The 23,048-nt window shown below is 58.0% G+C and carries 25 protein-coding genes; 16 read left to right on the top strand and 9 right to left on the bottom strand.

Annotated features, from left to right (window positions below):
• Positions 1 to 25: 25 nt before the first annotated feature.
• A complete protein-coding gene (locus AC1DXO_RS22345; RefSeq protein ID WP_476980409.1) occupies positions 26 to 622 on the bottom strand; it encodes a TetR/AcrR family transcriptional regulator in 597 nt (198 codons plus the stop codon).
• A gap of 157 nt (positions 623 to 779) precedes the next feature.
• Here AC1DXO_RS22345 and AC1DXO_RS22340 point away from each other — a divergent pair, with 157 nt between their 5' ends.
• From AC1DXO_RS22340 to AC1DXO_RS22300, 9 genes are all read left to right on the top strand, one after another.
• The gene (locus tag AC1DXO_RS22340; RefSeq protein WP_476980408.1) at positions 780 to 1,799 is read left to right on the top strand and encodes an FAD-dependent oxidoreductase; all 1,020 of its coding nucleotides are present in this window, start codon (positions 780 to 782) and stop codon (positions 1,797 to 1,799) included.
• Positions 1,800 to 1,897: 98 nt separating this feature from the next.
• Positions 1,898 to 2,173 carry a metal-sensitive transcriptional regulator gene (locus tag AC1DXO_RS22335; protein ID WP_476980407.1) on the top strand — a complete coding sequence of 92 codons (276 nt, stop codon included), beginning with the start codon at positions 1,898 to 1,900 and terminating at the stop codon, positions 2,171 to 2,173.
• Between the two features lie 144 nt (positions 2,174 to 2,317).
• Positions 2,318 to 4,651, top strand: coding sequence for a copper-transporting P-type ATPase (locus tag AC1DXO_RS22330; RefSeq protein ID WP_476980492.1), 2,334 nt, complete (start codon positions 2,318 to 2,320; stop codon positions 4,649 to 4,651).
• A gap of 117 nt (positions 4,652 to 4,768) precedes the next feature.
• Positions 4,769 to 5,170: a hypothetical protein gene (locus AC1DXO_RS22325; protein ID WP_476980406.1), complete on the top strand. Its 402-nt coding sequence runs from the start codon at positions 4,769 to 4,771 to the stop codon at positions 5,168 to 5,170.
• Between the two features lie 106 nt (positions 5,171 to 5,276).
• The gene (locus AC1DXO_RS22320; RefSeq protein WP_476980405.1) at positions 5,277 to 7,376 is read left to right on the top strand and encodes a copper resistance system multicopper oxidase; all 2,100 of its coding nucleotides are present in this window, start codon (positions 5,277 to 5,279) and stop codon (positions 7,374 to 7,376) included.
• A complete protein-coding gene (locus AC1DXO_RS22315; protein ID WP_476980404.1) occupies positions 7,366 to 8,118 on the top strand; it encodes a copper resistance protein B in 753 nt (250 codons plus the stop codon). Before AC1DXO_RS22320 ends, AC1DXO_RS22315 begins: the two co-directional genes overlap by 11 nt.
• Positions 8,119 to 8,152: 34 nt before the next feature.
• Positions 8,153 to 8,518, top strand: a complete 366-nt coding sequence (gene copC, locus AC1DXO_RS22310) for a copper homeostasis periplasmic binding protein CopC (RefSeq protein ID WP_476980403.1) — start codon at positions 8,153 to 8,155, stop codon at positions 8,516 to 8,518.
• A gap of 29 nt (positions 8,519 to 8,547) precedes the next feature.
• A complete protein-coding gene (copD, locus tag AC1DXO_RS22305) occupies positions 8,548 to 9,471 on the top strand; it encodes a copper homeostasis membrane protein CopD (RefSeq protein ID WP_476980402.1) in 924 nt (307 codons plus the stop codon).
• Positions 9,472 to 9,502: 31 nt separating this feature from the next.
• Positions 9,503 to 10,627, top strand: a complete 1,125-nt coding sequence (locus AC1DXO_RS22300; protein ID WP_476980401.1) for an acyltransferase family protein — start codon at positions 9,503 to 9,505, stop codon at positions 10,625 to 10,627.
• Between the two features lie 55 nt (positions 10,628 to 10,682).
• Here the strand turns inward: AC1DXO_RS22300 and AC1DXO_RS22295 are convergent, their stop codons facing one another.
• Entirely contained in the window at positions 10,683 to 11,207 is a 525-nt protein-coding gene (locus tag AC1DXO_RS22295) for a hypothetical protein (RefSeq protein WP_476980400.1), read from the bottom strand.
• Between the two features lie 156 nt (positions 11,208 to 11,363).
• Between AC1DXO_RS22295 and AC1DXO_RS22290 the strand changes: the two genes are divergently transcribed.
• Positions 11,364 to 12,017: a Crp/Fnr family transcriptional regulator gene (locus tag AC1DXO_RS22290; RefSeq protein WP_476980399.1), complete on the top strand. Its 654-nt coding sequence runs from the start codon at positions 11,364 to 11,366 to the stop codon at positions 12,015 to 12,017.
• A 50-nt stretch (positions 12,018 to 12,067) separates the two neighbouring features.
• Here AC1DXO_RS22290 and AC1DXO_RS22285 read toward each other — a convergent pair whose 3' ends face one another.
• From AC1DXO_RS22285 to AC1DXO_RS22275, 3 genes are read right to left on the bottom strand one after another with little or no spacing between them, the layout of a single operon-like run.
• A complete protein-coding gene (locus AC1DXO_RS22285) occupies positions 12,068 to 13,210 on the bottom strand; it encodes a cysteine desulfurase family protein (RefSeq protein ID WP_476980398.1) in 1,143 nt (380 codons plus the stop codon).
• Positions 13,207 to 14,472, bottom strand: a complete 1,266-nt coding sequence (locus AC1DXO_RS22280; RefSeq protein ID WP_476980397.1) for an MFS transporter — start codon at positions 14,470 to 14,472, stop codon at positions 13,207 to 13,209. Before AC1DXO_RS22280 ends, AC1DXO_RS22285 begins: the two co-directional genes overlap by 4 nt.
• Positions 14,469 to 15,209 (bottom strand): MBL fold metallo-hydrolase, encoded by a 741-nt coding sequence (locus AC1DXO_RS22275; RefSeq protein WP_476980396.1) that lies wholly within the window; start codon positions 15,207 to 15,209, stop codon positions 14,469 to 14,471. Before AC1DXO_RS22275 ends, AC1DXO_RS22280 begins: the two co-directional genes overlap by 4 nt.
• 114 nt (positions 15,210 to 15,323) lie before the next feature.
• Between AC1DXO_RS22275 and AC1DXO_RS22270 the strand changes: the two genes are divergently transcribed.
• From AC1DXO_RS22270 to AC1DXO_RS22255, 4 genes are all read left to right on the top strand, one after another.
• Positions 15,324 to 16,001 carry an ArsR/SmtB family transcription factor gene (locus AC1DXO_RS22270; RefSeq protein WP_476980395.1) on the top strand — a complete coding sequence of 226 codons (678 nt, stop codon included), beginning with the start codon at positions 15,324 to 15,326 and terminating at the stop codon, positions 15,999 to 16,001.
• 94 nt (positions 16,002 to 16,095) lie between these two features.
• Positions 16,096 to 16,539, top strand: coding sequence for a methyltransferase family protein (locus AC1DXO_RS22265; protein WP_476980394.1), 444 nt, complete (start codon positions 16,096 to 16,098; stop codon positions 16,537 to 16,539).
• 113 nt (positions 16,540 to 16,652) lie between these two features.
• Complete coding sequence (locus AC1DXO_RS22260; RefSeq protein ID WP_476980393.1) at positions 16,653 to 16,919, top strand: metal-sensing transcriptional repressor; 267 nt, start codon at positions 16,653 to 16,655, stop codon at positions 16,917 to 16,919.
• Positions 16,920 to 16,928: 9 nt separating this feature from the next.
• A complete protein-coding gene (locus AC1DXO_RS22255) occupies positions 16,929 to 18,101 on the top strand; it encodes a nickel/cobalt efflux transporter (protein ID WP_476980392.1) in 1,173 nt (390 codons plus the stop codon).
• A gap of 7 nt (positions 18,102 to 18,108) precedes the next feature.
• On the opposite strand, the gene AC1DXO_RS22250 is transcribed toward AC1DXO_RS22255, so the two are convergent.
• Together AC1DXO_RS22250 and AC1DXO_RS22245 are read right to left on the bottom strand one after the other, a co-directional pair.
• Entirely contained in the window at positions 18,109 to 18,438 is a 330-nt protein-coding gene (locus AC1DXO_RS22250; protein ID WP_476980391.1) for a YnfA family protein, read from the bottom strand.
• Between the two features lie 32 nt (positions 18,439 to 18,470).
• Positions 18,471 to 18,743 carry a hypothetical protein gene (locus tag AC1DXO_RS22245; RefSeq protein ID WP_476980390.1) on the bottom strand — a complete coding sequence of 91 codons (273 nt, stop codon included), beginning with the start codon at positions 18,741 to 18,743 and terminating at the stop codon, positions 18,471 to 18,473.
• A 92-nt stretch (positions 18,744 to 18,835) separates the two neighbouring features.
• Between AC1DXO_RS22245 and AC1DXO_RS22240 the strand changes: the two genes are divergently transcribed.
• Entirely contained in the window at positions 18,836 to 19,231 is a 396-nt protein-coding gene (locus AC1DXO_RS22240; RefSeq protein WP_476980389.1) for a MerR family transcriptional regulator, read from the top strand.
• A 4-nt stretch (positions 19,232 to 19,235) separates the two neighbouring features.
• Here AC1DXO_RS22240 and AC1DXO_RS22235 read toward each other — a convergent pair whose 3' ends face one another.
• The gene (locus tag AC1DXO_RS22235) at positions 19,236 to 19,928 is read right to left on the bottom strand and encodes a ZIP family metal transporter (RefSeq protein WP_476980388.1); all 693 of its coding nucleotides are present in this window, start codon (positions 19,926 to 19,928) and stop codon (positions 19,236 to 19,238) included.
• Between the two features lie 25 nt (positions 19,929 to 19,953).
• Positions 19,954 to 22,527 (bottom strand): heavy metal translocating P-type ATPase, encoded by a 2,574-nt coding sequence (locus AC1DXO_RS22230; RefSeq protein ID WP_476980387.1) that lies wholly within the window; start codon positions 22,525 to 22,527, stop codon positions 19,954 to 19,956.
• Between the two features lie 76 nt (positions 22,528 to 22,603).
• On the opposite strand from AC1DXO_RS22230, the gene cadR reads away from it, so the two are divergent.
• Positions 22,604 to 23,035 carry a Cd(II)/Pb(II)-responsive transcriptional regulator gene (gene cadR, locus AC1DXO_RS22225; RefSeq protein ID WP_476980386.1) on the top strand — a complete coding sequence of 144 codons (432 nt, stop codon included), beginning with the start codon at positions 22,604 to 22,606 and terminating at the stop codon, positions 23,033 to 23,035.
• The last annotated feature ends 13 nt before the right edge of the window (positions 23,036 to 23,048 follow it).

The following is a 23,048-nucleotide window of genomic DNA, read 5'->3' as shown; positions in this document are numbered from 1 at the left end:
AGGCGGCCCCAAAGGTCGCCTTCCCTCAGCCGTCCTTAGTGAGCGCACCCTCTGTGATCATGCTCCGAAACAGCATGTCGACGTCGACAGGGTGCTGGACCGCGCCACTGTCCATCCATCCTGTCAAGACGCCCATAAAGGCGCCGACGATGAAGTGGACTTTAAGCTCACGGATCTCCGAGGCCGCCCCCATTGGCGACGCCGCCACGACCTCCGTCCGCACCAGGTCGGCGATGATCTGGCGGATACTTCCGAGGCTTATCGTCGCGCCGTCGCTGCCCAATAAAGCCCGATAGAGGGGCAAGTGGTCGCGTGCGTGCTCGAACATGGTGAGACTAAAGCCGAAGGGCCTCGCCGCTTCGTTTTGTACCCCACTAAGCGTTTCTTTCTGGCGCGCTCGTAGCGCAGTCCGAATATGCTCCAGCCCTTTACGCTTCAAGTCATCCTTGCTGGTATAATGGCTATAGAAGGTTGACCGGCCGACATTGGCTTCCTCGCAAATGTCCTGGATCGTTGTCGCGTCATACCCCTTCCGCATGATCAAGGCGATGAAGGCGTGCTGCAACAAACCGCGCGTCCGCGAGATGCGGCGGTCCATGGGTGCGTGCAGCTTGTTGGTCATTTTTCCAGGTCCCCTTCCGCCATATGCCCATTACTGATCATCTCAGCCGAAATGTTCAGCAAAAGGTTTTTGAACACGATGTCCGATATCCTACAGTCAGTCCTGTGTACTGCCGGCTAGTCGTTCCGCCAAGGGCAACGTTGAAATGGAGGCGTTGATGGATCACGAGCGTATGCGTCGCCTGCATGGCAACGCGATTATGAAACGCGCCGCCTTCGATATTGCGCTCATGGCCAAGGCCGAAATCGCTGATGGCACCATAGCCTTCACCTTCGAGAAGCCACCGGGTTTCCGATTCAAGGCCGGTCAGCATGTGCGCATGACGTTGATAGATCCGCCCGAGACCGACGCTGAAGGTAACGTCCGCTTTTATTCCTTGGCCTGCTCTCCGCAGGACCCTGACCTGGTGTTCGCCATGCGTATGCGCGACACGGCCTTCAAGCGCGTACTCGCAAACATGCTGATTGGCGAAAAGGTCAAGATCGAGATATTGCTCAACGTACCGCCGGGTGCTTTTGCCTTACATGAAGACACGAAACGGCCTGCCATTATGCTCGCTGGCGGCATTGGCATTGTTCCTGCCTATTCCATGATCAAGGATGCGACGGAACGGCAGTTGGGGCATATGATCACCCTGTTCTATGCCAACCGCCGCCGCGAGGACGCCGCTTACCTGAGTGAACTCCAGACCTTGGCGGCGACAAATCCGAACTTCATCCTTGTCGCCACTATGACCCGGCCGGAAGCCTCAAGCCAGTCCTGGCAGGGCGAGACAGGCCGGATCGACCGAGCCATGCTGGAGCGGCATTTGAAGAGAGACCAAAAATCGATCTTTTACATCGCCGGCTTGCCTGACATGGTCGCCAGCACGAAGGCCTCTCTCAAAGCCATGAATGTCGGTCGGCCCAGCATCAAAGCCGAGGAGTTTTCAGGGTTCAATGGAAAAGGATCACACGGCATGCGCCATGGCTCACTCGGAAAACCCATCGGCATTGGCTTGGTACTCATCGTCCTCGCCATAATAGCCGTTCACCTCGGTATCATTGCCGCCATTTTCCCTCATATAGGCGGGCTATTGGATTTCAGAAACCCTATCGTCTACATCGTCGGAGCCGCCATCCTCATCGTGATCGCCGTTAAACTCATGTTCGTTTTCCGCGGACGTGGCACACACTGACCGACGCCTGGAATTTCTCATTGTAAATTGATGGTCGGACCTTGCAATATACCCCTCATGGGTATATATACCCCCATAGGGTATACTTTGAGGTCAAAATGTCTGAGCATCCGTCCCACTCCGAGCAACTGCCACGCCTAAACCGTGCCGCCGGGCAACTTGAAGGCATCAAGCGCATGGTCGGCGAAGGGCAATACTGCGTCGATATCCTCACCCAGCTTCGCGCTGTGCGCAGCGCTATCAAGACCATCGAACTCGGCGTGCTCGAAACGCATATGAAGTCATGTCTCGCCAAGTCCTGCGCATGCGGCGACGAAACGACGCGAGACAAGCAACTCGCCGAAATCATGGTTCTTCTCAAGAAGTACGAATAGGAGGCGACGATGTCACACGAACAAACGACCGGCTCCAAGCCTGAAGCCGGAAAGGTATCCTGCTGTCAGCACGAGAAGGCGGGAACAGCGCCCTCGGCACAGGTTGTTGAATCGTCAGGCGCTGCCTCCATCTACACCTGCCCGATGCACCCCGAGATTAGGCACGACGGTCCGGGATCATGCCCGATCTGCCATATGACTCTGATACCTGTCCAAGGCGGCGCGCCGGATGACACCTCTAAAACAGCGATGGATTCCGCAGGGGCCGCCTCGTGCTGCCATTCTCAAGTGGAAATGCCGGCGGCTGCACAAGATGGTCATGAAGGTCATGACCATTGCCACCATGACCCCCACGCGAGCGTTGGACCGCCGCCGGTCCCAAAAGCTGGCGAAGCCGTCATCTACACCTGCCCAATGCACCCGCAAATCCGGCAACAAGGTCCCGGGTCCTGCCCCATCTGCGGCATGGCGCTTGAACCCGAAATCATAACGCTCGACGAGCCGGAAAACCACGAACTGAAGGACATGTCGCTACGGCTTTGGATAGCGACCGCCTTAAGTGTACCCGTCGCTATCCTTGCCATGGGCGCGCACTTCGGTCTGTCGAAATACGTACCGGTGACGGTATCGCTGTGGATTCAGATGATCCTGGCAACACCCGTCGCCATCGGCTGTGGCTGGCCATTTCTGGTGCGCGGCTGGGACTCGCTGAAGACGCGCCACTTCAACATGTTTACGCTGATCGCATTGGGTGTGCTGGTAGCATGGGCCTATTCCGTCGTGGCGGTGCTTGAACCCGGTTTCTTCCCACACACCATGGATATGGGGCCGGATGTCTATTTCGAGGCGGCTGCGGTCATCACCGCGCTTGTCCTAGTAGGCCAAGTGCTTGAACTGAAGGCCCGGGCCCAGACCGGCAATGCCATTCGGGCTCTTCTGAAACTGGCGCCGGCCACGGCCCACAGGCTAAACGACCAGGATGAAGAGACCATTCCCCTAGAACAGGTGAAGGTCGGCGATCTCCTGCGCGTGAGGCCCGGCGAAAAGATACCGACCGACGGCGAAGTCACCGAAGGCACCAGTCACGTCGATGAGTCCATGCTCACCGGCGAGGCTATGCCGGCCACCAAAGGACCTGGAGATAAGGTCACCGGTGCTACCGTCAACCAGTCAGGCAGCTTCGTCATGAAGGCGACGCGTGTGGGCAATGACACCTTGCTGGCACAAATCGTCGCTCGCGTCGGCCAGGCCCAGCGCTCGCGCGCCCCGATCCAGCGCGTCGCTGATATTGTGTCGGGCTATTTCGTGCCGGCCGTGATCGCCGTGTCCCTTGTGACTTTCGTCGCGTGGATGTTTTGGGGGCCTGAACCGAAACTCGGCTACGCCATCCTGAACGCCATTGCCGTTCTCATCATCGCCTGCCCCTGCGCGCTGGGTCTAGCCACCCCCATGTCGATCATGGCCGGTACGGGCCGGGCAGCAAAGGAAGGTATCCTGGTGCGTGACGCCGCTGTTTTGGAGGCGTTTGAAAGTGTCGATACCTTAGTCTTCGATAAGACGGGTACTCTGACCGAAGGACGACCCAAGCTGATCGACGTCAAGACGATCGGCGGGTTCGATGCGGACCGGTTGTTGTCTTTGGCAGCGTCCCTGGAAGCCGTCAGTGAGCATCCGATCGCCGACGCTATCGTCAAGGGCGCGAAAGAAAAGGGTATGCCTACTTTTGCCGTGACCGATTTTACGGCGCCATCAGGCAAAGGCGTGACGGGCCAGATCGACGGCGCAACCGTTGCGCTGGGCAATGGCGCGTTGATTAGCGAAGACGGCACACTGGCCGCGCTCGCCCAGCCTTACCGCGACAAAGGCCAGACGGCCATCTACGCCGCTGTCCATGGCAAGCCGGTTGGCATCATCGTCGTCGCCGATCCCGTCAAGGCATCGACGGTCGAGGCGCTGAAAGCCCTCAGGGCCGAAAATCTGCGTCTTGTCATGCTGACCGGCGACAACGCAGCGACCGCGAAGGCCGTAGCGAAGGATCTCGGGATCGATGAAGTCGAGGCCGACGTCCTGCCGGGCGCCAAGGCCGACGTCATAGAACGCCTGATCAAGGAAGGCCGCAAGGTCGCTATGGCGGGCGACGGGGTCAACGACGCCCCGGCGCTTGCCGCCGCCACCGTCGGTATCGCCATGGGCAACGGAACGGACATCGCCATGGAAAGCGCCGGCATCACCCTGATCAAGGGTGACCTCGGAGGTATCGTCCGGGCGCGCGCCTTGAGCCGGGCCGTCATGCGCAACATCAAACAAAACCTGATCTTCGCCTTCGCCTATAATCTCATCGGTGTGCCGATCGCCGCCGGTGTTCTCTATCCGGCGTTTGGGCTGCTGCTCTCGCCTATCATCGCTTCGGCCGCCATGGCGTTCAGTTCGGTTTCCGTCATTGGCAACAGCCTGCGAATCCGGAGTGTCAAATTGTGACTGACGATGTTTATCTAAACTCCCTGGCCAGCAACCCGACTTGCAAACCATACCCTAGTGGGGTATATGAGTCTTTCGACATTTCATCTTAACTAAAATCGCATTATCTGGCGCTTCATGACCAAGGTGTGGACAAGACTGCTGATGGGACTGGTGTTCGTCTTTGTGACGATCACCTCGCCCCTGCATGCCCTGTCCATGACTGCAAATGCACACCAGACGGCACAAATCACTTCCGAAGCATCCATGCCAGGCATGAGCACGGAGTGTGCAAAGGCGATGGCGGCGCAAGCCGCAAAGGACGCGCCCGCCAAAAGCAAACAGGCGGGTCATATGGGTGGTGGCTGTTGTTCGAACGGCTGCAACTGTCCCCTAAGCCATTGCCCGGCGACACCGTCGTTGCTGACCTATCTTCTTCCGGCCGTCTTCCACATCGAGACGTCTTCGCTGGATGGACAGAGCGCGCAAGCCCTGCCCTCGTATCTTGCCGATACACTAAAACGACCTCCGCGAGCCTGATCCTGAAATCATAGACGCTATGCCTGTGCCTTTGCGCGTGCATTCCCGAGCTTCCTTGCGCCTAATCGTCGCTTGAAAGCGTGTCTCCTCCCCCAGGATTATCACGATGAAACACCTGCTCTCGCTGGTGTTCGGCCTGCTAGCTTTGGCGCTCACGCCAATGCTCGCTCAAGCCGAAACCCCAAATCACGTTCAAGAATACAATCTCACCATTGCGCGCCAGATGGTCGAGGTGGCGGGCAAGCCCCGCAGCAAAATCACCATCAACGGCACCATCCCCGGCCCCGTCCTTCATTTCACCGAAGGCGATGACGCGGTCATCCATGTCACCAACACGATGAAGGAGGACACCTCCATCCATTGGCACGGGATGCTGGTGCCTGCCAGTCAGGACGGTGTGCCTGGCTTCAACGGCTTCGACGGCATCCGGCCAGGCGAGACCTTTACCTACCGCTTCCACGTCAAACAGTCCGGCACCTACTGGTATCATGCCCATTCCATGGGCCAAGAACAGGACGGCCTGTTCTCGGGCATCGTCATCGACCCGGCACCTGGATCAAAGGACGCGGCAGAGGACGTTCACGCCGACCGCGACTACACGGTCATCCTGTCCGATGAGAGTCTGGAAGATTCCAAGGCTATCCAGGCCCATTTGAAAGCCTCGTCGGACTACTATCAGTATCATCGCCGCACCGTCGGCGACTTCTTCGCCGACGTCGGCAAGATGGGCCTCGGCAAGGCGGTCAAGGCATCTGCTCAATGGGGCAAGATGAACATGATGCCCACCGACCTCGCCGACGTCGAGGGCTATACCTTTATGGTCAACGGTAAGAGTCCGGACCAGAACTGGACTGGAATTTTCAAGCCCGGCGAGACGGTGCGCCTGCGGTTCATCAACGCCGCCAGCATGACGATTTACGACGTCCGTATCCCCGGTCTCAAAATGACGGTGATTGCCGCCGACGGCCAGCCGGTCGAGCCGGTCAGTGTCGATGAGTTCCGTTTCGGCAACGCCGAAACCTACGATGTCATCGTCGAACCACAAGACGACAAGGCCTACACCATTGCCGCCGAACCGATCGACCGTACAGGGTTTGCCATCGGCACACTGGCTCCGCGCGACGGCATGAAGGGCGATATGCCCGCTCAGCGGCCGCGTTCGATTCTCACCATGTCAGATATGAATATGAGCATGATGATGATGGAAGACCCGAAAATGGATATGTCGGCCATGGACGGTCCGAGCGGTTGGGCGGATGCCCATGCGCCTCAGGGCACAAAAATCCTCAGCTACAACGACTTGATCTACCGCGATACACAAGCTGATACCCGCGAACCGACCCGCGAGATCACTGTCCACCTCGACGGCAATATGGAGCGCTATATCTGGACGATGAACGGTAAGACGTTCGACCCCAATATCGGCATTCATGTCGCCTACAACGAGCGCGTCCGCCTTACCCTTGTGAACGAAAGCATGATGGCGCACCCGATGCACCTTCACGGCATGTTCGTTCAGTTGGAAAATGGCCAGCCGATGGACAAGCTGCCTAACAAACACACCGTCATCGTACCTCCTGGCCAAACCCTGTCGGTGATCCTGACCGCCGATAATGAAGGCACCTGGGCCTTCCACTGTCACCTCATGTACCACATGCTGTCCGGCATGATGACCGATCTCGTCGTCGAAAAGCCCGGCGCCCCGCCACCCGCGGCCATGCAGATGAGCTCTGGCGATATGAAAGGTATGGCCGGAATGTCGGGCATGGACATGAGCCAGCCCAGCCCCCCTTCCGCTCCCCCCGCCAAACCCAATGACATGAGCGGGCTGCAGATGCCTGCGTCGGACGCAAAAACAGCCCAACAAAGCGGAGCCACGGGTTCGGCCATGCCGGGCATGGATATGGATGCGAAGGACCAAGGCCCGCCATCGAACCCTCCCATGGTCATGACCGCGCCGGACGCCAAGCCCACTGTGTCTACCCCTGACCCTATGAGCGGCATGGCCGGAATGGATATGACGAAGACGCCAGAGGCCAAGGCTACCGCGCCGAAGAAAAAGGTAGCGCCTGCCAAGAAGAAAGCCGCGCCGAAACCAAAAACCGCCCCGATGAAAGTGGACGGTATGAACATGAGCGGGATGAATGGCATGAATATGGGCGGCTCGTCCGCCAGCACCAGCAAGGAGGCTTCCCATGCGCATTAATTCAAAAACGCTCATCTTCATGGCGTTCGGCTTTGGCCTTCTTGCCAACGCCGCGCGGGCAGATGAACCGGCAGCCATGGACGGCATGGCCAACATGCACAAACCCGCCATCTACCACATGTTTACCCTGGAGACATATCTCTCCAGGAAGAACGGTCTCGACAGCGGCGCCTGGGATTTCGATGGCTGGGCGGGTGGCGACACAAATCGTCTTTGGCTGAAAAGCGAAGGCGAGATCAGCGATGGTAAAACCGACAAGGCCGAGCTGTGGGCGCTTTACGGTCGTCATGTCGCGACCTTCTGGGACGCACAAGTTGGGGTTAGGACGGATTTGAAGCCGGATGTTCCCGGCGGCAAAGCTCATACCTTTCTTGCTGCCGGTGTGACGGGGATGGCGCCCTACTTCTTCGATACCGAGGCCCATGTGTTCCTGCGTGACGATGGCGCCCTGAGTGGCCGTCTTCGCTACGAGAATCACTGGCTGATCACCCAGCGTCTGATCATGAAACCAAGGCTTGAGCTGAACGTGAACAGCCGGAACGACGCTGTTGAAGGGCTCGGCACCGGCCTCACCGATGCCAGCATCGGCGTACAGACCCGTTATGAAATCCGCCGTGAATTCGCGCCCTATGTCGACCTGACCTATCGGCAGAAATTCGGCAGGACGGCCGATTACGCCCGCCTGCGTGGCGAAAAACCAACGGACACCCGGCTGAGCTTCGGCATCCGGTGGATGTTCTAAATCTCAAACGACCCCAAACCCAAAGGAAACTACCATGAAAAAACTCAACCTGTTCCTCGCTTCCGCAACCATCCTGGCGGCGGCCCTCGTCGCCAACGTGGCTGACGCACATGCCAAGCTGCAAAGTGCCATCCCGGCCGCCAGCTCGACGGTGGCCTCGCCTCCCTCGATCATGCTGCATTTCAATGAAAAGCTGGCGCCGAAGCTCTCGGGCTTCGATGTCTCCATGGGCGACGGCATGAAGGTCGATGTCACGCCCGCCGTCGATTCCAGCGGCATGATGCTAACCGCGCCTGTCAAAGGCAAACTGATGGCCGGCACCTACAAGGTCTCCTGGCATGCCGTGACGACCGACGACGGTCACCGCACGACCGGCGAATTCACCTTTATTGTAAAGTAGATTTGGCACCGTAAAGTAGGACGACCAGCATGTGGGCGGCAAGTATCGCGAGATTTGTGCAATATGCCGGGGCAACCGGCCTGTTCGGCGCCGTGCTGTTCTATCTCACGCTTCTTCCGCCCATAGGTAATGCTTCGGCCCGCGCTCTGCGCTGGCCGAAGCCCCTCCTCGTTGTCAGCAGCTTGCTTCTGTTCTTAGGCGCCTTGCTGTCACTGGCAGCCCAAGCCGCCACCATGAACGGTATCGCGCTCGACAGGCTCGACGTACCGTCTGTCTCCGTCGTCCTGACCGACACCCAGTGGGGCCACGCCATAGCCGCACGCATTGCCTTGAGCTTCGTCACGCTTCTGACCGTAATAATCATAAAGCCGTCACGGCGCCTATGGCAGGTAACGTGCCTATTGGGCGCAGTTCTTCTCGCCAGTTTCGCCTGGACCGGCCACGGCTCATCGACTGAGGGAGCCGGCGGCTGGGTCCACCTGATCGCCGATATTGCGCATATGATCGCGGCAGGCGTCTGGTTGGGCGCGCTGGCAGCCTTCCTGGCCTTGCTCTGCCTACCAAAGGTTCAGGACCTGGAACAGCAAACGGCATTATTCAATGCTCTGAGGAACTTCTCAGGGACGGGCTCCGCCCTCGTCGCCGTGCTCGTGGTCTCAGGCCTGATCAATAGCTACTTCCTGATTGGGCTTAGCCATATTGGACAGATATTCCAGTCAACCTACGGCATCCTCCTCACCATCAAGGTCATCATCTTCGCCGGGATGCTGATCCTGGCCGGCCTCAACAGGTTCAGGCTTACGCCCGCCCTGGAAAAGTCCATCGCCGACACCGACACCACACTCGCGATCGCGGCCTTGAGGCGGAGCCTCATCCTGGAAACATTCGCCGGGCTCTCCGTTCTCGCACTGGTCGCCGCCTTCGGCATGATGGAACCGCCGTCAGCGCTCTAACAACTCTTCAAAAGGTCTTCGGGGGCCAGATATGACGCACGACAAGAACACTTCAATCACCAGGCCGCAAGATTTGCGGCCACTCACCAGCCTGCGATTTTTCGCGGCCATGTGGGTCGTGGCATTTCATTTTTGGCCAAACCTGCAGCCCGTTCGGCCGGACTTCGTGGCCAAGGGATATCTCGGCGTCGAACTCTTCTTCGTGTTGTCGGGTTTTATCCTCAGTCACGTCTATTTGGAGAGCTTCAAAGCCAAACGGTTCGGCTATCGTGACTTCATCTGGGCGCGCCTCGCGCGCATCTACCCGATGCACATCGCGATCATCGCGGGCCTCGGCCTGTTAATTGGCGGGTTGGCCATGGCCGGTGTTCACGCCGGTGACAAGCTCATCATATGGTCTTCCCTACCGGCGCACCTGACACTTACGCAGGCCTGGGGGCTGGCGCCGCATGGCGGCTGGAATCATCCGTCCTGGTCAATCTCCGCTGAATGGTTCGCCTACCTGACCTTTCCTGCGTTTGCGACTGCGGCGGTCGCCCTTTGGGCAAGGCCATTTTTGGCGGTGGGTCTCGCCATCGTGCTTCTTGGCGCGCTCTACACCGTGTTTCCGATGCTCGCAGGGTTTCCGCTCACGGAGGCCACCATGTTCTGGGGCGCACTTCGCATCGTGCCCTGCTTCGCGCTTGGCTGTGCCATGTGGCTCGTTTGGCGGTCAGGCAGGATTTCATCTGTACCAATAACCTTGGTGATGGCCGCAGTTGGACTAGCGGGCCTGATCACGACCGTCCTGCTTCACGGGCCAGATATGGTATCAGTCCTGTTCTGCGCCGTACTAATCCTCGGTCTGGGTCTGGCGGCCCGCGCGGGATCGTCGGTCCTTTCGCAAGGCTGGCTGGTTTATCTCGGCGAGGTCAGCTTCGCCATCTACATGATCTGCATTCCATGGCAGTTGATCTACGTCGAGGGGCTGCAAAAGGTCGCGCATATCAATCCCGACGCCATGCCAATCTGGCTTTGGGCCGTGCTGGTCGTCGGTGTCATTCCGGCGGCGATGGCGCTACATCACCTAATTGAACTGCCTGCGCGACACTATATGCGGCTGCTCAAGTTTTCAAAATACCGGCCGACAGCGCCGGCGCACACGCCGATCGATTGAGGATACTGGTTCAACCCTTTGCCTTCAGCCGTAGGCGCCTAGAATTTCCTTCATTCTACGGCATGGTCATGCCCGAATGCATGTCACCCATTTGAGCATCATGACCGTGGTCGGACACCTGAGCGTCGAACCATATGTGCAGCGATTTGACCAACGCTGGGTCTGAAGTGGCATAGCGTAACTCGCCGCCGTTCGAGATATCCCGGTAGCTGTAACGAACGAGGCCCGGTCTCGCTTCGCGGATCGCTCTTAGACCCGGCATTTCATCGCCATGAATCTCGACCACTGCGGAAAAGTCTCCCTTTCGGAAATGATCGACGATTTCGCGCAGATGCCGACGTATCAAGACCAGGTTCGTCCGGTCTTTGCTGTCCTGCACGACCACGCGTTGCACACCCCCGTCGAGAGTCTTCACAAAGAAATGGGTCGTCGCTTTGAGATCGAACGGCATGACGATTGCACCGCGTATGGCGACCTCACCTTGCCGATCAGGATCAGCCGACGCCACCGCGGCCGTCAGTGCCGTCAGCGAAATCGCGAAAACAGCGGCGAATGCCGAGGCCAACTTGCAGCGAAACATGAAATCCATCCAAAATGGGTAACCGTATTGCCACGATCATATCGTTCTACTCAAAGCTGGCGTATGATCTAAATCATAGGACGGGGGTACGTTCGGTACGTGAAACGAACAAATCACTAAGCCTTTGTAGCTGCATAACTAGCGGTGGAGTCGCGCGTGGATTGGTCAGGCATGGGAGATGCGCATACAGTTTTGGCGGCTGTGCCTAGGAGGCTGGCCGATTGTACGCGGCAACGTCGATTGAAGCGTGGGCAAGCCCTATTTCGGATTGACGATCGCCCTCAGCATATCTTCTTCGTTCTGAGCGGCGAGTTGCGGCTGATCCGAACAGCATCAAGCGGGGCGGAAATTGTCCTGCATCGATCAAGATGCGGCTTTTTTGCCGAAGCAAGCCTCGATGCCGAGACTTATCACTGCGATGGCATCGCTACGAGCGATAGCGATGTCCTCGATTTTCCTCTCAGGGGTTTTCGTGCAGCCTTGGAGGACGACAGTGGCTTTAGCCATGCATTCCGCCAACATCTGGCTCGTGAGGTGATTAAATTGCGCGCGCGATCAGAAAGGCTCTCCCTCAAGACAGCAGCCGAACGCGTTGTTCATTTCGTAGAAACAGAAGGAAGAGATGGCATCGTTGCCCTCCCGTATTCAAAAAAAGCCTGGGCTGCAGACCTGGGCCTTACCCACGAAGCCCTCTACCGAGCGTTGGGCAAAATGGAACAGGCCGGAATGATATCGATCGAGGGGAGCAACTCTGTCGAAGTGAGCATCGTAGCCGATCCTCGGAAGTCCTTTGACACCGATAATGCGTAGTGCTCCCAAACCTTCCAGCGTGCCGTCAATGACGCTAGGCTTGTTTTCCCCTATCGCAATGCCGACAAAATAACTTCGATAGCCCGATCGATATCAGCCTCTCGCGTCTCAACACCGACCGAAAAACGAATGGCGCCGGCGGCCTGCTCGGCCCCGACGCCCATCGCGCCTAAGACGCCGCTAACGTCGTCCCGATCGCTGTGACAAGCTGATCCGGCTGACGCTGCCACTTGGTCTTTCAAGCCATCCAGCACGAACCTGGCGTTCGCATTGGGAAAGGAGACGTTCAAGGTATTGGGCAGGCGCCGTAATGGATGGCCATTCAACCTTAGTCCAGGCACTGCGGCCAAAAGTCCTTCATGCAATCGATCTCGCAAGGTTCGCATATGTTTCATGCGAGGGCTCAACTCAGTCTCGGCCAACATTGCCGCTTCACCAAAGCCGACAATAAGGGGCAGGTTCTCGGTGCCGGGTCGAAGCCCGCCCTCGTGTCCCGCGCCAAAATCCATTTGCGACAACACTATCGCGGGATCGCGCACCAATGCCCCTACACCTTTGGGCGCATAGAATTTATGCCCGGCGAGCGTCAACATATCGACGCCCAAATCACGAACCTTGACCGGTATTTTGCCAATCGACTGAGCGGCATCAGTGTGAAGAATAATGCCTCGCGCTTTTGTCAGGCGCGAAATCTCTTCGATTGGCTGGATCGAGCCGGTCTCATTGTTGGCGTGCATGACCGAGACGAGCCCGGTGTCCTCGCGCAGCAGCGCTTCAAACGAATCGAGTTTTAGACATCCCATATCGTCGACCGGAGCAATCGTGAGCGCAAATCCTTCCCGCTCCAGCATCTCCGCCGGTTCCATGATCGCCGGATGCTCGACCGCACTGATAACAATATGACGGCGATGGGTTGGCAAGCGACGGATCGCCCCGATCAGGGCCATGTTGTTAGCCTCGGTCGCACCGCCGGTGAATATGACCCATGAGGAATCGACCCCCACAAGGGACGCGACTTGCTCACGTGCTCGCTCGATGGCCTCGTGGGCCATGCGGCCTTGCAGGTGGGATGAAGATGGGTTGCCGTATATGCCACGCCAATACGGCTGCATCGCATCTACGACTTCCGCCGCCGCAGGCGTCGTTGCGTTGTAGTCGAGATAGATCAGGCGCTCCAGCGCGGCGAGGGTCATACTATCTTCTGCGAAAGAGCCTTTTTGTGGGTTTCACGCATTCTGACCGCCACGACGACACCTGAAAGGAAGGTCAGCGCGGCCACGGTCCAGATGGCTGCTGCCAAACCGAAAACATCGGCGAGGACGCCCGACAGAATCGCGCCTATGGCGTAGCCCATGTCTCGCCAGAAGCGATAAACCCCGACCGTCGAGGCGCGCCATCCGGGATGAACGACATCGCCAATCGCCGCCAGCAAGGTCGGATAAACCATCGCCGTGCCGATACCGATCATAACCGCACCCAAAGCAAAGACAGCGAAGGCGTGGCCCATAACAACGAACGCAATACCGACGGCCTGAAGCCACATGCCTGAGACGATGAGGGCTTTGCGGCCGATCCTGTCAGACAGGCCGCCCGTAACAAGCTGACCCATCCCCCAAACGGCGGGGTAGGTCGCCGCCAAGATACCGATTTGCGCCAGACTCAGTCCAGCGGCGGCGAAAACCAGGGGGAACAGACCCCACGCCATGCCGTCATTCAGATTATTGACCAGACCCGCCTGGGTAATCGAGGAAAGTGTGCGGTCGTTCAGCGTCGTTTGCCAGAAGATTTTAGATTGTGAGGGCGGCGCATCCTGGACATCCTGCCTGACCTCCAGTTGGGCGAAGGCCAAGGTCTCGCGGACGAGCAACGCAGACAGACCTAATCCAGCAATGACGAAGGCGATGCCGACGTAGAAAGGCTGGGGTCGCAGTCCATATCGCGCGGCTATCCAACCTGTACCTAGTGCGGAGAGGCCAACGGCCAGGTAGCCGGCAAACTCATTGATCCCCATCGCCAAGCCGCGCTGTTTCGGACCGGCCAGGTCGATCTTCATGATCACGGTCGTTGACCATGTCAGCCCCTGGCTAACACCAAGGAACAGGTTGGCCATCAAAATCCAACCCCAAGACGGCGCCCACATCAGCAGGAACGGCACCGGGACGGCGGTAAGCCACCCAGCGACCAGGACGATCTTGCGGCCATAGCGATCCGAAAGGCGTCCCGCGAGGTAGTTGGTCAGGGCTTTTGAGATGCCGAACACGACAATGAAGGACAGGACTGCCGAATGGGCGGCCAGTTTGAAGACACTCTCGGCCAATGCCGGCAGGATGCTTCGCTCCATCCCGACCATGGCGCCGACAAACCCATTGATCAGAACAAGAAGCGCAAACTGCGGCCAGTTTGCGCCAAGACCGAGAGCGATCGGCGTGCCGGATATCGCCTTTGGACGGTTCACGCGCCGACAAGACCCAAGTTGAGCGAAACGAGCTTGTCCATGTCAGCCGGGCGCGGCGGAATTTGCGCGGTCAGCGCCGTGACGAAAGCTTGCTTGTCCAAGGATAGTAGCGGATTGAATCGCGCCTCGAACCCGATCGTTGACGACGGCTTGCCGGACAGATCAGCTCCGCACGGGCTGCCGGATTGGTGACCGGGAAAGATTTCCAGATGATCCGGCAAGGTCAGCAAACGGTCATGCAGGCTTTGCCAGAGCGCCTCGGCCATTTCCATTTCCCGGCCAGCAAGGTCAGGACGGCCTACCGAGCCTACGAACATTGTATCTCCGGTCAGGACGAACCAAGGCTCCTCACCTCTTCGCAAGTCGGTGACAATGAGACAAAGGCTATCGGCCGAATGGCCGGGCGTGTGCATCACCTTGACTTGAACATTGCCGACTGAAATGACGTCGCTGTCCTTTAAGGGCGCGAAGGAAAAGCCAGTCTTTCCCTGATTGCTTTCGTGCAGGGCGTATTCCGAGCCCAAGAGCTTGGCCAGCGCCAATCCTCCGGAGCGATGATCGGCATGGATATGGGTATCGATCACATGGATTATCGCGACGCCCAGCTTTTGGCTCTGCTCGACATACCAGTCTTCGTCGCCAGCCAGTACGTCAACGGCAATCGCCTTGCCTTTGCCGGCACACCCCAAGAAATATGATAAGGAGGCGTCCGCATTTACACGTTGTCTAAAAAACATGGCGTCTCCGATGGCGTGAATGCGAGAGGTAAGACGAAACTGCCTTCCCTAACATTCCAAGATATGTTAGATTGTTTTATAGTTCCAACGTGATTATCAGTCAAGGCAATCTCATTGCAGTCATCAGCTGAAGACTTTTCATTCGCTCACACGCAGAACCGCCAGGTCAAGGACATGCTCTACGGCCAAGTGGCCATGATCGGCAAAGCCGTCGCGAGCCCCAAGCGTCTGGAATTGATAGAGTTGCTCTGCCAGGCGCCAATGACAGTAGAGGTTCTGGCGCGCGAGGCGCAGATCAGCGTGAAGCTGGCCAGCGCTCACCTGAAGGATCTGAAGTCGGCCAGACTCGTGAATGGGGAACGAAACGGCAAATATGTCGTTTATCGGCTTGCCAGCGAAGACGTCGCCCGTTTTTGGGTGACACTAAGGGTGCTTGCCGAAGCAAGACTTACTGAACTGAAAGGCGTCCTGGAAAGGTTTGCCGGCGCAAGCCACGAATGGGAAGGCGCCTCTCGCGATGATCTACTGGAGCGCGCGGCCGCTGGTGACATTGTCGTCATCGATGTCCGGCCGGAGCTTGAATTCCAAGCGGCACACCTGCCGTTCGCGCGATCGTTGCCACTGGCGGAGCTTGAGAATCGCCTGAATGAGCTGCCGCGGGACCGGCCTATCGTCGCCTATTGCCGCGGCCCGTTCTGCCTTATGGCGAAAGATGCGGTCCACCTGCTTCGAGCCAAAGGATTTGATGCTGTGAAGCTCGGCGACGGCGTTGCGGAATGGGCCGCCGCCTAAGACCCTGAAGAGGTTCCGCTCGATATCGATAAACGCTTTGGATGGATGTAACCGTTCCCAGGGCGAGTGCGTATTAAGGCGAGGGAGAGCCGGAATGAAGATTTTGCCACCTCATCTATTTTATGGGGCGATCGTAGTGATCGTCGCCCTAAACCTGTTTATTCCCAGTTTTAAGCCGGTGTCGACGCCTTGGAATTGGTTCATTGGCCCGGTGCCATTTCTTTTCGGGCTCGGCCTCAACCTGCCGTCCGCCCGCTTGTTCGGAACGGTCAAGACCAATCTCATTCCATATAATGATCCCAATGTGCTCGTGACCTCTGGGTGGTTCCATTACACGCGCAATCCCATGTACCTGGGTTTCGTGATGATGCTTTTCGGTGTTGCGATCGGTTTTGGCGGCCTTTACGGGTACTTCGTACCCATCGTCTTCGCCGTCTTCATGGATCGCACGTTTATCCGGTTTGAAGAAAAGGCGATGTCACGCGTTTTTGGCGCCGCGTATGACGAGTACCGCCGAAAAGTCAGAAGGTGGATTTGACCGCGCCCGAAATGGCTGCCAGCGAATTCGAAGACTCTCGACCTCTCCCGCCGCTTTCACTGAGTTTCAACTCTAATCTTGCTTTGTACTATCCTCCCCCCTAGGATAGCGCCATGAGCATACATTCCTCTCATCCAGACATTATCAAACGTCTAAAGCGTGCCCATGGGCACCTGAAGTCCGTCATATCCATGATGGAAGACGAGAAGGCCTGCCTCGATATCGCTCAACAGCTTCAGGCCGTTGAGAGCGCGATCACCAATGCGAAAAAGGCGTTTATTCGCGATCACATAGATCATTGCCTTGAACACACGATGGAGGATGGCGCCACATCCGAGGATGCCATCCGCGAGTTCAAGGAAATCACCAAATACCTATAGGAATAACCGATGCCGTCATTACCCGAATTGCTCCAGCAAGGAGCTGGCCACGCCTGGCTGTTCATTCCGACCGCGATCCTTTTGGGCGCGCTGCACGGTCTTGAGCCGGGTCACTCGAAAACAATGATGGCCGCCTTCATTATCGCGGTACGCGGAACGATTGGACAAGCGGTCATGCTTGGCCTTTCGGCAACGGTCTCGCATACCGCCATCGTCTGGATCGTCGCCCTGGGTGGTCAATACTTTGGGCGGCAGTGGGGGACAGAAGCGACCGAACCCTATTTCCAGATCGCATCGGCGGTTCTCATTATCGGTGTAGCACTTTGGATGCTCTGGCAGACCTGGAAAGAAAACAAGGCCAGCAAAGGCTCGGATCATCACCATCACGACGACGAAGTCCGGCAGATCAATACCGGACATGGTATCCTTGCCCTTGAAGTCTTCGAAGTAGGCGTCCCCCCGCGTTGGCGCATCCGCTTCGAGTCGGGCGAAAAATTCGCGGCGAAAGATGTCAGCGTCGCGACGACGCGCCACGACGGATCGACGCAAGTGTTCGACTTCAAGCAGAAGGGCGAATTCCTGGAGAGCCTCGAAGAAATCCCGGAGCCCCATGAATTCAAGGTGCGCCTGTCTCTGAGCCACGGTCATCACGCGCACGACTACGATGTCGAATTCAACGAGCACGACCACGGGCATGACCACGGCTCAGTTGCCGCAAGTGCGGACGACGCCCATGCGCGCGCCCATGCTAGTGATATCGAAAAGCGCTTCGGCGGCCAGAAAACGGTAACGACCGGTCAAATCATCATGTTCGGCCTGACGGGCGGACTGATCCCCTGCCCGGCCGCCATCACCGTACTCATCTTGTGCCTTCAACTGAAGCAAATCAGCTTAGGCATTGTCCTCGTCCTGTGTTTCAGCATCGGCCTCGCCATTACCATGGTGACGGCAGGCGTGGCGGCGGCCATCAGCATAAAGCACATCTCCAACCGCTGGACGGGCTTTTCGGCCTTCGCTAAGCGCGCGCCTTATTTCTCAAGCGCCCTGATCATCGCGATCGGGCTGTATATGGCTTATCAAGGGTTCACGGCTTTGAACAAGCCACATCCCGTCAAGGATCAATCCGTTGCGGTAGCTGGGACAGGCGGTCGATATTCCGCGCCAGTCCGGATCGGCGCCTAAGGGCCGACTAAGCCTGTGCACGAGCACCAAATAGGATGACACCCGAACCGATCAGGCAAATCACCAATCCCGCCATATCCCATCGGTCGGGCCGTTGGTGCTCGACCAGCCACAGCCAAATCAGGGACGAGGCGATGTAGATGGCGCCATAGGCGGCGTAGGTGCGGCCAGCCGCCGGTGAATCGACCAGCGTCAGAAGGTAAGCAAACAGGATGAGCGAGACAATACCGGGCGCAATCCAGAACGGCGACTTATGCAGCTTCAGCCAGGCCCAGAATGAAAAACATCCGGCTATTTCCGCAACAGCGGCAAGGCAATAAATCAAGAGCGTCTTCATATCTGTCCTTTGCCGCGCCGCGTCAGCCAAGTCTATTTGCAACCACAGGCGCCTTCGGAGGGGCAACTGCCTTTGCCGCAGCCCACCTTTGGCTTCCGTTTCACGATGGCCCTCACTACGAAATAGACAAGGGTGAAAGCCAGAAGTGCGAAGCTAAGCCCGCAAATGAGGCTGTCGAGACTTAAGCGGCCTTGAAAGAGACTCAAGCCGAATACCGAAACCCCAGCTACTGCAGGTATCAAAAGCGGCACGGTGCAGCAGGCTGCGCATGCCAATATAATGCCGATGATCGTTTTCTTGATCATTTTGTTCTCCATCTATCGAAGCCGTTGGGACTTGATATGTGAGGCGTACATCCTCAAGTAACTTGAGGTTCAAGGACTATTTGGAGCGCAAGATGATTTCGATCGGAGAGTTGGCGAGGCGCGCCCAATGTACCGTGCCGACGGTTCGCTACTACGAGTCCGTTGGTCTCCTGCAAACCCCTCAGAGGCGCGAGAGCGGCCACAGGGCCTACGACCGAAAGGACTTGGGACGCCTTATCCTCATCCGGCGCTGCCGCGACCTCGACATGCCGCTGGATAAGATCAAAGAATTGCTGGCGATGGAAGCGAGCGGCAAGCCATGTCAGGAAACCGTTGATTTCTTCACGGCTCAGCGCCAAGCCATAAAGGCGCGCATTAAGGCTCTTGAGGACCTGGATTTCACCCTGTCTCTCTACGTTGATCGTTGCCAATCCGGCTGCATGCAGAGCGGCCTGCCCTGCGAGGTCTATAACGACATGGCCCAGTAAACGATCAGGCGATCAACTCTTCCAAAACCATCAGGATTAGGAAGCCTGCGAAAAACATCGCCGTCACCCAGGGCCTGTCGGGCGTCTCATGGGCTTCGACGAGCAATTCCTCAGTGACGAGATAGAGCAAGGCGACCAGCCCGAAGGCGAAAAAGCCAGTCAGGATGGGACTAGGCAGGGTGGCGATCGGCGTCGCCAGCAACGTGCCGATTGGTAGCAATAAGACGAGCGCTCCAGTGATACCGACAATCTTTATGCGAGAGCGGACCGTTTCGCTGAGTTCGTTGGCGACCGTCAGACCCAAGAACAAGACCTCCAGGGTCAGCGCAATCGTCAGAAGGATGCCAACCTTCGCGCCCGCCGCAAAGGCAATCCCGAGTACCAGGCCGTCGATCAACACATCGACGCCGACCATGGTCAGTAGCCCGACCGGCCCCTTCACAATGGATTCAAGCTGCTTAACCAGCAGCATGACAAGGACACCAATCGCGCCGCCTATGGCTGTGGCCCAAGGCGAGCCGCCGTGCATCACACTTGGCAGGATTTCACCTGCCGCTGCCGCGAATACGACGCCGGCAGCGAAATGCTGTACCGCACTGACGATGGTCGGGCCGGGCTTGGCATTGACGGCGACACCCGCACCGAGGACCGCCGCTCCGACCGGCACAAGCGTATAGATCCAGGTCGAAGCCATCATTGCGATTCCTTTTCTTGGTTAGGCTTCAGGATTGGCTGGGCTTTGGCAGGTCGACACGTCTCAGCAAACGCAAGCCGTTGCCCACGACGATGATGCTCGCGCCAACGTCCGCGAAAACCGCCATCCACATGGTTCCGTAGCCGATCAGGGTCAGGACCAGGAAGACCGCCTTAAGACCTAGCGCGAAGGTAATGTTCTGGATCAGCACGGCCCGCGTCTTGCGCGATAGCCGGACGAAAACACCGATCTTGCGCAAATCATCATCCATCAGCGCGACGTCCGCGGTCTCGATCGCAGTATCGGTTCCCATGGCGCCCATGGCAAATCCGACATCGGCTTGCGCCAAGGCAGGCGCATCATTGATGCCGTCGCCGACCATGCCGACCTTGCCGTCCTTTGCGTACTTTTTGACAGCCTCAAGCTTGTCTTCCGGGAGCTGGTCGCCCAGCCCCTCGTCGATACCGACTTCCTTGGCGATGGCCTTCGCGGTGTGCGTATTGTCTCCTGTCAGCATCACCGTCTTGATGCCGAGGCTATGCAGTTCCGCGATGGCACGCCGGCTCGACTCCTTGACGGTATCGGCCACGGCAAAGGTTGCCAGGACCGCCGTTTCATCGGACAGCACGATCGCTGTCTTGCCGGATGTCTCCAGCCGGGTTAGGCGGGCCTCAATGTCCGGCGTGCAAATCCCGCGCTCATGGATCAGGCGGTGATTGCCGAGATAATAGGTTTTCCCCGCGATCTTCCCCTTTACACCGCGGCCGGGCAGCGCTTCGAAATCATCAACCTCGGGAATTGCCACACCGTCATGTTCCGCAGCGACCGCAACGGACCTTGATACCGGGTGATCGGACCGGCTGGCCAAGCCAGCAGCGAGTTCACGGTGATGCTGGCTGTCACCTGCGTCGATCGATTCAAAGTCCGTTTGCACGGGCTTGCCATGGGTAATCGTGCCAGTCTTGTCGAGCAGGAGCCACTTCAGCTTGCGGCCCTCTTCCAGATAGACACCGCCCTTGACCAATATGCCGTTCTTCGCCGCAGTCGCCAGACCGCTGACGATCGTAACGGGTGTCGATATGACAAGCGCGCAAGGACAAGCGATGACGAGAAGGACAAGCGCCTTGTAGATCCACGCCAACCAGTCGCCGCCCATCAACAGAGGCGGAAGGATAGCAACGGCCAAGGCAATGGCGAAAACGATGGGCGTATAGACCTTGGCGAATTGATCGACGAACCGCTGCGTAGGGGCCTTTGCCCCCTGAGCGCTTTCCACCGCTTTGATGATCTTGGCCAGGGTCGTCTCCCCGGATGCAGCCGTCACCTTATAGTCGAACGCGCCCGATTCATTGATGGTGCCGGCGAAGACCTGGTCCCCCTCCGCCTTATCCACCGGCAAACTTTCGCCGGTGATCGGCGCCTGATTGATCGTCGTGCGCCCGCTGACAATCTGTCCATCCAGACCGATCCGTTCGCCTGGCTTGACCCGAACGAGAGCACCAAGCACGACCGACTTAACATCGACGTCCTGCCAGCTCTTGTCTGCCTGTTGAACGGTGATCGTATCCGCCGTCAGCGACATCAATCCTGCAATGGCGTTGCGGGCACGGTCAAGAGACTTGGCCTCGATCAATTCCGAAATGGCAAACAGGACCATGACCATGGCCGCTTCCGGCCACTGGCGGATAATCAACGCGCCTGTCACCGCGATACTCATCAGCGCATTGATATTGAGGTTCCGGTTCGCAATCGCGATCCAGCCCTTCTTGTAAGTCGTCCAGCCACCAAGCAGAACAGCGGCAATTGCCAATGCCGCAGCCAAGGCTTCCGGCATCTCCATCCAGTCGGCGATCTCAGACGAGACAGCGAGGACACCGGCAAGCGCTAAAGGCCACCAGGCCTTCTTAGGCTCTGGGGTCAGGTCGCTCGCGTGCGCGGATTGGTCTGCGCCCTGGACTTCAGGCGTGAACCCAAGCCCGCGGATGCCGGTCAAAATGGCGTCGAGGGCTTCCGGCTCGTGCACCACAGTGAGCACACGCTGCATCAGGTTGAATTCAAGACGCTTTACAGACTTCATGCCGCCGATTTTATTCTGGATCAGGGCTTCTTCGGTTGGGCAGTCCATTTGCATGATGCGGATGAAGGAAACCGTCCCCTCCCCCGTCTTGACGGACGTGCTCAACGGCGCAAGCGCGTTCGCGGCCGCATGCGAATCGCAACAGGCGTCCTCATGACTATGACCGTGGCTATGACCGTGATCGTGGTGATGTTTATGATCATGTTGATCCTGCGAGTGGCCACTATGATCGTCCGCTTCGTGAACTTCATCTTTAGGGTGCTCACGGCCATGGTCGTGACTATGATCGCCATCGACGCCTATGGCTTCCGGCGTCCGCGAAATCACCTTGGCAACCTTGCCTGTCGCAGGCGCCAGGCCCAGATCATGATCACAGCAGCCGCCAGAATGTGCTTTATCGGCTTCGTCGTGCCCCTTTAGATCATGGCCGTGTTCCTTGTGCCCGTGGGCCGTGTGGTCATGCGCGACGTCATCGTGTAGGTGGTCAGGTGACGCTGCGCTCTTGGGCTTCGGGTCGTCGATCATAATGGACTCCAATCCTTATTGCTGCTATTGGACACCTTGAAGTAACTTTAAGGTCAAGCATAAACCGGAGATTTTGATGAAAATCGGCGAGCTGGCGATGTCGGCTAATTGCACAACGGAAACCATCCGGTTTTATGAGAAGGCGGGCCTGCTTCCGAAGGCGGACCGCACCCATGGGAACTACCGCGATTACGGGAGCGAACACCTGAAAAGGCTTCGCTTTATCCGCAATTGCCGCGCGCTCGACATGACCCACGAGGAAATCCGCGCCCTCCTGTCGACGATGGATGGACCGTCGGACGGATGTGACTCGGTCGTGACCCTGCTGGACGATCATATCGGCCACGTCGAAGTACGGATCAAAGAGCTGCAACTGCTCCAGGAGCAGTTGGTGGACCTTCGCCAAAAGTGCCGGACGGAGGCGTCCGGCGAAACCTGCGGCATCCTGGTCGGGCTGGAGACGATGAAACCCGAAGCCACAGGCGACCGGCACACGCACCTTGGGTGAACATGACAGCCTT

It is taken from the genome of Asticcacaulis sp. P2_C5 (assembly GCF_056404555.1).
Note: the sequence above shows the minus strand (reverse complement) of the source record. Positions and strands in the feature narration are given on the sequence as shown.

Excerpts from the sequence above, each read along its gene's own strand:
- AC1DXO_RS22325 (WP_476980406.1), top strand. The coding sequence starts at position 4,769 with ATGACCAAGGTGTGGACAAGACTGCTGATGGGACTGGTGTTCGTCTTT.
- AC1DXO_RS22340 (WP_476980408.1), top strand. The coding sequence starts at position 780 with ATGGATCACGAGCGTATGCGTCGCCTGCATGGCAACGCGATTATGAAA.
- copD (WP_476980402.1), top strand. The coding sequence starts at position 8,548 with ATGTGGGCGGCAAGTATCGCGAGATTTGTGCAATATGCCGGGGCAACC.
- cadR (WP_476980386.1), top strand. The coding sequence starts at position 22,604 with ATGAAAATCGGCGAGCTGGCGATGTCGGCTAATTGCACAACGGAAACC.
- AC1DXO_RS22295 (WP_476980400.1), bottom strand. The coding sequence starts at position 11,207 with ATGTTTCGCTGCAAGTTGGCCTCGGCATTCGCCGCTGTTTTCGCGATT.
- AC1DXO_RS22230 (WP_476980387.1), bottom strand. The coding sequence starts at position 22,527 with ATGATCGACGACCCGAAGCCCAAGAGCGCAGCGTCACCTGACCACCTA.
- AC1DXO_RS22250 (WP_476980391.1), bottom strand. The coding sequence starts at position 18,438 with ATGAAGACGCTCTTGATTTATTGCCTTGCCGCTGTTGCGGAAATAGCC.
- AC1DXO_RS22245 (WP_476980390.1), bottom strand. The coding sequence starts at position 18,743 with ATGATCAAGAAAACGATCATCGGCATTATATTGGCATGCGCAGCCTGC.
- AC1DXO_RS22240 (WP_476980389.1), top strand. The coding sequence starts at position 18,836 with ATGATTTCGATCGGAGAGTTGGCGAGGCGCGCCCAATGTACCGTGCCG.
- AC1DXO_RS22330 (WP_476980492.1), top strand. The coding sequence starts at position 2,318 with ATGCACCCCGAGATTAGGCACGACGGTCCGGGATCATGCCCGATCTGC.
- AC1DXO_RS22320 (WP_476980405.1), top strand. The coding sequence starts at position 5,277 with ATGAAACACCTGCTCTCGCTGGTGTTCGGCCTGCTAGCTTTGGCGCTC.
- AC1DXO_RS22345 (WP_476980409.1), bottom strand. The coding sequence starts at position 622 with ATGACCAACAAGCTGCACGCACCCATGGACCGCCGCATCTCGCGGACG.
- AC1DXO_RS22300 (WP_476980401.1), top strand. The coding sequence starts at position 9,503 with ATGACGCACGACAAGAACACTTCAATCACCAGGCCGCAAGATTTGCGG.
- AC1DXO_RS22265 (WP_476980394.1), top strand. The coding sequence starts at position 16,096 with ATGAAGATTTTGCCACCTCATCTATTTTATGGGGCGATCGTAGTGATC.
- AC1DXO_RS22255 (WP_476980392.1), top strand. The coding sequence starts at position 16,929 with ATGCCGTCATTACCCGAATTGCTCCAGCAAGGAGCTGGCCACGCCTGG.
- AC1DXO_RS22335 (WP_476980407.1), top strand. The coding sequence starts at position 1,898 with ATGTCTGAGCATCCGTCCCACTCCGAGCAACTGCCACGCCTAAACCGT.
- copC (WP_476980403.1), top strand. The coding sequence starts at position 8,153 with ATGAAAAAACTCAACCTGTTCCTCGCTTCCGCAACCATCCTGGCGGCG.
- AC1DXO_RS22235 (WP_476980388.1), bottom strand. The coding sequence starts at position 19,928 with ATGATGGCTTCGACCTGGATCTATACGCTTGTGCCGGTCGGAGCGGCG.
- AC1DXO_RS22260 (WP_476980393.1), top strand. The coding sequence starts at position 16,653 with ATGAGCATACATTCCTCTCATCCAGACATTATCAAACGTCTAAAGCGT.
- AC1DXO_RS22315 (WP_476980404.1), top strand. The coding sequence starts at position 7,366 with ATGCGCATTAATTCAAAAACGCTCATCTTCATGGCGTTCGGCTTTGGC.
- AC1DXO_RS22275 (WP_476980396.1), bottom strand. The coding sequence starts at position 15,209 with ATGTTTTTTAGACAACGTGTAAATGCGGACGCCTCCTTATCATATTTC.
- AC1DXO_RS22285 (WP_476980398.1), bottom strand. The coding sequence starts at position 13,210 with ATGACCCTCGCCGCGCTGGAGCGCCTGATCTATCTCGACTACAACGCA.